Raw genomic sequence first — 5,581 nt, 5'->3', positions numbered from 1 at the left:
CGACGCGCAGGCCCGTGCGGCCGACGCCCCCCGCGGCTTTGCCCGCGCGCTGGACCGGGCCGCAGCCGGCGGCCCCGCCCTGATCGCCGAGATCAAGAAGGCCAGCCCGTCCAAGGGCCTGATCCGGCCCGATTTCGATCCGCCGTCGCTGGCCCGTGCCTATCAGGCGGGTGGCGCGGCCTGCCTGTCGGTACTGACCGACGGCCCCAGCTTTCAGGGCGCGCCCGCGTTTCTGACGGCCGCACGCGCCGCGTGCGACCTGCCGGCGCTGCGCAAGGATTTCCTCTATGACACCTATCAGGTGACCGAGGCCAGGGCCTGGGGCGCGGATTGCATCCTGATCATCATGGCCTCGGTCGACGACGCCCAGGCCCACGACCTGGAGGATGCGGCTATGGGCTGGGGCATGGACGTCCTGATCGAGGTGCATGACGCGCCCGAACTGGACCGCGCCCTGCGCCTGAAATCGCCGTTGATCGGCGTGAACAACCGCAATCTCAAGACCTTCGAGGTCACACTTGACGTAACGCGCGACCTTGCACCGCGCATCCCGGACGACCGCCAGCTGGTCTGCGAAAGCGGGCTGTTCACCCCGGCGGACCTGGGCGCGATGATGCAGACCGGCGCGCGGCGCTTCCTGATCGGGGAAAGCCTGATGCGTCAGGCCGACGTGACCGCCGCCACCCGCGCCATCCTGGACGTCGCCGCATGACCCTGACGCATTTCGACGCCGCCGGTCAGGCGCATATGGTCGACATCTCGGCCAAGTCCGAAACCGCGCGCGAGGCCGTGGCCACGGGCTGCGTGATCATGACACCCGAGACGTTGACCCTGGCGCAGGGGGGTGTGGCCAAGGGCGACGTACTGGGCGTGGCGCGCCTGGCGGGAATCATGGGCGCAAAGCGCACCGCCGATCTGATCCCGCTCTGCCATCCGCTGGCGCTGGCCAAGGTCGCGGTCGACCTTGTGGCCGATCCAGACCTGCCCGGTATCCGCGTCACCGCGACCGTCCGCACCACCGGCCGCACCGGGGTCGAGATGGAGGCGCTGACCGCCGTCATGACCGCCTGCCTGACCGTATACGACATGCTGAAGGCGGCGCAGAAGTCGATGGAAATTCAGGACATCCGCCTGCTGCGCAAGGATGGCGGCAAGTCCGGCCCCTACGAGGCGCCGCGATGATCTCGGTCACCGAGGCTCTTGAACGCGTTCTGGCCCTTGCCAACCCGCCGCGCCCCGAGGTTGTGTCCCTGGCCGACGCCCATGGCCGCGCTCTGCTGCAGCCCGCCGTGTCCCGGCTGACCCAGCCACCCTTCGACGCGTCCGCGATGGACGGCTATGCGATGCGGGCGGCCGATCTGGACGACGCCCTGACCGTGATCGGCACCAGCGCGGCAGGCCATCCGTGGGGCGGCACTGCCCGCCCAGGCACCGCCATCCGCATCTTCACCGGTGCACCGGTGCCGCAAGGCTTTGACCATGTCGAACTGCAGGAGAACGTGGACCGCGACGGCGACGTGATCCGCGTTGTGACGCGATCCGGGGGCAGCAACATCCGGGCGCGCGGCAACGACTTTGCGCAAGGCGATACCGTCGCGCCGGGGATCATCCTGGGCGCCGCTCATATCGGTCTGCTGGCCGCGATGAACGTCAACAATGTCACGGTCGCCGCCCGCCCCCGCGTCGCCATCCTGGCGGGCGGAGACGAGCTGGTTTCCCCCGGCACGGACCCTGCGGAGGGTCAGATCATCAGCTCGAACGACCTGGCCATTGCGGCCATGGTCCATGAAGCGGGCGGTGAGCCGCACATCCTGCCGATCGCGCGCGACACCGAGGACAGCCTGCGTGCCAGTTTTCGCGCGGCGGCGGACGCGGATCTGCTGGTCACCATCGGCGGCGCATCGGTCGGCGACCACGACCTGATCGGCAAGATCGCGCAGGAACACGGTATCGACCAGGCCTTCTACAAGGTCGCGCTGCGTCCCGGAAAGCCGCTGATGGCGGGCCGGATGGCGAAAGGCGCCATGCTGGGCCTGCCGGGAAATCCCGTATCGGCAATGGTTTGCGCGGTTCTGTTCATGCAGCCGCTGATCCGCGCGATGCAGGGGCTTCCGGCGGATGCGCCGTTGCGCAAGGCAAGGCTGGCCCATGACCTGCCGGCTGAAGGACCCCGTCAGCACTACCTGCGGGCGACATTGGCTGCGGGCGAGGACCTGCCCCTGATCGCGCCCTTTGCGGATCAGGATTCGGCACGGCTGGCGCTGATGGCACAGGCGAATGCACTGCTGGTTCGTCCGCCGCATGATCCGGCCAGGCCGGCGGGCGATCTGGTCGATTACATCCCCCTTGCCGCTAGTTAACTGTTTTTTCACCCTTTCACGGTCAACTGATTGACGCGATTCTGTGGATAAGCTAGAACAGACGCGGAACACGAAGAGAAGGGCGGGCCATGTTGACGAAAAAGCAGATCCAACTGCTTGAGTTCATCCAGAGGCGGATGGCACGGGACGGCGTGCCGCCTTCCTTCGACGAGATGAAGGATGCTTTGGACCTGCGGTCCAAGTCCGGCATCCACAGGCTTGTGACCGCGCTGGAGGAGCGAGGCTTCATCCGGCGCCTGCCGCATCGCGCCCGCGCGCTCGAGGTGCTTCGCCTGCCCGACGCCCTGTCCCACCTGACCGACGCCGCCCCCGAGGAGACGCGTCCGGCCTTCACGCCGCGCGTCATCTCGAACACGCGCCCCGCCCGCCCGCGCGGCGCCATGACGGTCGTCGACAGCCCTGCGGTTCAGTTGCCCCTGATGGGCCGTATCGCCGCCGGCGTGCCGATCGAGGCGATTTCCGAAGTGTCGCACCATGTGGCAGTGCCGGGAACGATGCTGTCGGGCCGTGAACATCACTACGCGCTTGAGGTGACCGGCGATTCGATGATCGAGGCCGGCATCAACGATGGCGACGTCGTGGTGATCCGCGAACAGGACACTGCGGAGACGGGCGACATCATCGTGGCCTTGGTGGACAATCAGGAAGCCACGCTGAAACGCTATCGCCGCAAAGGATCGATGATCGCGCTGGAGGCCGCCAATCCGGCCTACGAGACGCGTCTTCTTCCCGAAGACCGCGTGCGCATCCAGGGCCGGCTGGTCGGACTGATCCGCAGCTATTGACTCGCTTGCCGGGGCTGTGCCCCGGCATATCCTCAGGCGATCAGAAAGCCGGGTCCGGCGCGGGACAGCAGCTCCTCCGCCAGATCCGTTCCCATGGCCGCACCATCCGATGTCAGACCATCACGGACACCGGCGACGACCTCGCTGCCATCCGGGCGCAAGATTTCGCCGCGCAGCGTCATGCGGTCGCCATCCAGCGTAGCAAGCCCCGCGATGGGCGTCTGGCAGGATCCGTCCAAACGGCGCAGGAACGCGCGCTCTGCCTCGATCCGCAGTGCCGTCAGCGGATCGTTGATCGACGACAGCAGCATCGCACAGCCCTGATCGTCGGCACGGCGCTCGATGCCGATGGCCCCCTGTGCGACAGCGGGCAGCATCTCGTCCGGATCGATGGCGCTTTGGGCGACATGACGCATGTCCAGCCGCGACAGTCCTGCCATTGCCAGGAAGGTCGCCACGGCCACCCCGTCTGCAAGCTTCTGCAGGCGCGTCTGCACATTCCCCCGGAATTCCACCAACTGCAGATCGGGACGACGGTGTGCCAATTGGGCGCGCCGCCGCAGGCTGGAGGAACCAACGACCGCGCCCTGCGGCAGCGCGGTGATCGAGGCTACGTGCGGGCTGACGAAGGCGTCCCGAACATCCTCCCGCGGCAGCAGGCAGTCGATGACCAAGCCGTCCGGTTGCAGCGTGGGCATGTCCTTCATTGAATGCACGGCGATGTCGATCGCGCCCTCGGTCAAGGCCTCCTCGATCTCGCGGGTGAACAGGCCCTTGCCGCCGATCTGCGACAGGGGGCGGTCCAGGACGCGGTCGCCGGTGGTCTTGATCGGAACGATCTGGAACACGTCCTGCGGAAGGCCATGCGCAGCCATCAGGCGATCACGCGTCTCATGGGCCTGTGCCAAGGCCAGGACCGATCCGCGCGTGCCGATCCGAAGCGGTCGGGTGGGGGTGGGCATCTGTGTCATGCGCCACGGCATAGCCGCCGGGGCTGCGCTTGACAACGCCTGTCGCCTGACCTTCAAGGGGCGCAGGAGGCCCCATGACCAAACTTCTGCTGCGCGCCCTGGCCGGCGAGACACTGCCCACCCCGCCGATCTGGATGATGCGCCAAGCCGGGCGTTATCTGCCGGAATACCGTGCGACGCGCGCGCAGGCGGGCGATTTCCTGTCGCTCTGCTACAATCCCGACCTTGCCGCCGAGGTCACGCTGCAGCCGATCCGCCGCTTTGGCTTTGATGCCGCGATCCTTTTTGCCGACATCCTGCTGATCCCCCAGGCCCTGGGCGCCGACCTGTGGTTCGTCACCGGAGAGGGACCGCGGCTGTCCACCGTGACCAGGGCATCGGATTTGGCGCGGCTGAAACCGGCGGATCAGGTCGATGCGCAGCTGGCACCCGTCTATGAGACGCTGCGGATCCTGTCACGCGAACTGCCGCGGGAAACCGCCCTGATCGGCTTTGCCGGCGCGCCATGGACGGTCGCAACTTATATGGTCGCCGGCCGCGGCACCAAGGATCAGGGACCGGCGCATCTGCTGAAGGATCAGGACCGCGCGACATTCGCCGCGTTGATCGACCTGATCACGGATGCGACGATCCATTACCTGTCACGCCAGATCGAGGCCGGGGCCGAAGTCGTCAAGCTGTTCGACAGCTGGGCCGGCAGCCTGAAGGGCCAAGATTTCGACGACTTCGCGATCGCTCCGGTCAAGCGGATCATCGCCGCGCTGAAGGCGCGTCATCCCGGCGTGCCTGTCATCGCATTCCCCCGTGAGGCGGGCGAGCGTTATGTCGGGTTTCGGGCGGCGGTCGGAGCCGACTGCGTCGCGCTGGACAATTCGGTGTCGACCGATTGGGCCGCCCGCCACGTCCAGACCGAGGGCTGCGTCCAAGGCAACATGGACCCGCGGCACATGGTCATGGGCGGGCCCGAACTTGTCGCCGAGGCGCAGCGGATCACCCGCGCCCTACGCGGCGGTCCGCATGTCTTCAACCTGGGTCACGGGATCACGCCTGACGCCGATCCCGACAACGTCGCCCGGATGATCGAGGCGGTGCGCAGCGCCTAGCGCGCCACCGCCTTGGGATAGCCGTTCGCCCGCAGATCGTTCAGCGCGGCGATCAGGGCCTGCCGGTCGGTGAAGGGTCCCGCCATGATCAGCCGCAGCGATTTCGTCCTATCCGTTGTTCGCCCCTGCCCCGTCGGATAGCCGCGCGCGGCCAGCGCCCGCAGCACGATCATCGCGTTCCCCTCGTCGCCATAGGCACCGACCTGAACATACCGCGCCGACGCCGGGATCATCTCGGGTCCCGGCACAGCCACCGGCTTGGGCGCGGCGGCGACGGGCGCCGCAGGGGTCCGTGAGGTCGCACGACGGGCGGTGGCGCGCGGGGTCGCGGCAACCGTCGG

General features: G+C 67.7%; 7 protein-coding genes. 5 read left to right on the top strand and 2 right to left on the bottom strand.

Annotation, left to right across the window (positions count from 1 at the left end; all coding sequences use genetic code 11):
- From trpC to lexA, 4 genes are all read left to right on the top strand, one after another.
- A partial coding sequence (gene trpC / locus FHD68_RS17550) for an indole-3-glycerol phosphate synthase TrpC (RefSeq protein WP_139086400.1) occupies nucleotides 1-712 on the top strand: 712 nt, incomplete at its 5' end.
- A complete protein-coding gene (gene moaC / locus FHD68_RS17545; protein ID WP_127898388.1) occupies nucleotides 709-1,182 on the top strand; it encodes a cyclic pyranopterin monophosphate synthase MoaC in 474 nt (157 codons plus the stop codon). The genes trpC and moaC, both read left to right, overlap by 4 nt.
- Nucleotides 1,179-2,360 (top strand): molybdopterin molybdotransferase MoeA, encoded by a 1,182-nt coding sequence (locus FHD68_RS17540; protein WP_127898387.1) that lies wholly within the window; start codon nucleotides 1,179-1,181, stop codon nucleotides 2,358-2,360. Before moaC ends, FHD68_RS17540 begins: the two co-directional genes overlap by 4 nt.
- Nucleotides 2,361-2,449: 89 nt before the next feature.
- Nucleotides 2,450-3,166 carry a transcriptional repressor LexA gene (lexA, locus tag FHD68_RS17535; RefSeq protein ID WP_045980823.1) on the top strand — a complete coding sequence of 239 codons (717 nt, stop codon included), beginning with the start codon at nucleotides 2,450-2,452 and terminating at the stop codon, nucleotides 3,164-3,166.
- A gap of 32 nt (nucleotides 3,167-3,198) precedes the next feature.
- Here the strand turns inward: lexA and hemC are convergent, their stop codons facing one another.
- Nucleotides 3,199-4,137, bottom strand: a complete 939-nt coding sequence (gene hemC, locus FHD68_RS17530) for a hydroxymethylbilane synthase (protein WP_127898386.1) — start codon at nucleotides 4,135-4,137, stop codon at nucleotides 3,199-3,201.
- 74 nt (nucleotides 4,138-4,211) lie between these two features.
- On the opposite strand from hemC, the gene hemE reads away from it, so the two are divergent.
- Nucleotides 4,212-5,240, top strand: coding sequence for a uroporphyrinogen decarboxylase (gene hemE / locus FHD68_RS17525; protein WP_127898385.1), 1,029 nt, complete (start codon nucleotides 4,212-4,214; stop codon nucleotides 5,238-5,240).
- Here the strand turns inward: hemE and FHD68_RS17520 are convergent.
- Nucleotides 5,237-5,581: SPOR domain-containing protein (locus FHD68_RS17520; protein WP_139086398.1), on the bottom strand; the 345-nt coding region annotated here is incomplete at its 5' end. The two genes, hemE and FHD68_RS17520, sit on opposite strands and share 4 nt — an antisense overlap.

Origin of the sequence: Paracoccus marcusii, assembly GCF_006151785.1 — a bacterium.
In the GTDB taxonomy this organism is placed as follows: Bacteria; Pseudomonadota; Alphaproteobacteria; order Rhodobacterales; family Rhodobacteraceae; genus Paracoccus; species Paracoccus marcusii.
The sequence above is the reverse complement of the archived record's forward strand: the minus strand, read 5'-3'. Positions and strand labels throughout refer to the sequence as shown.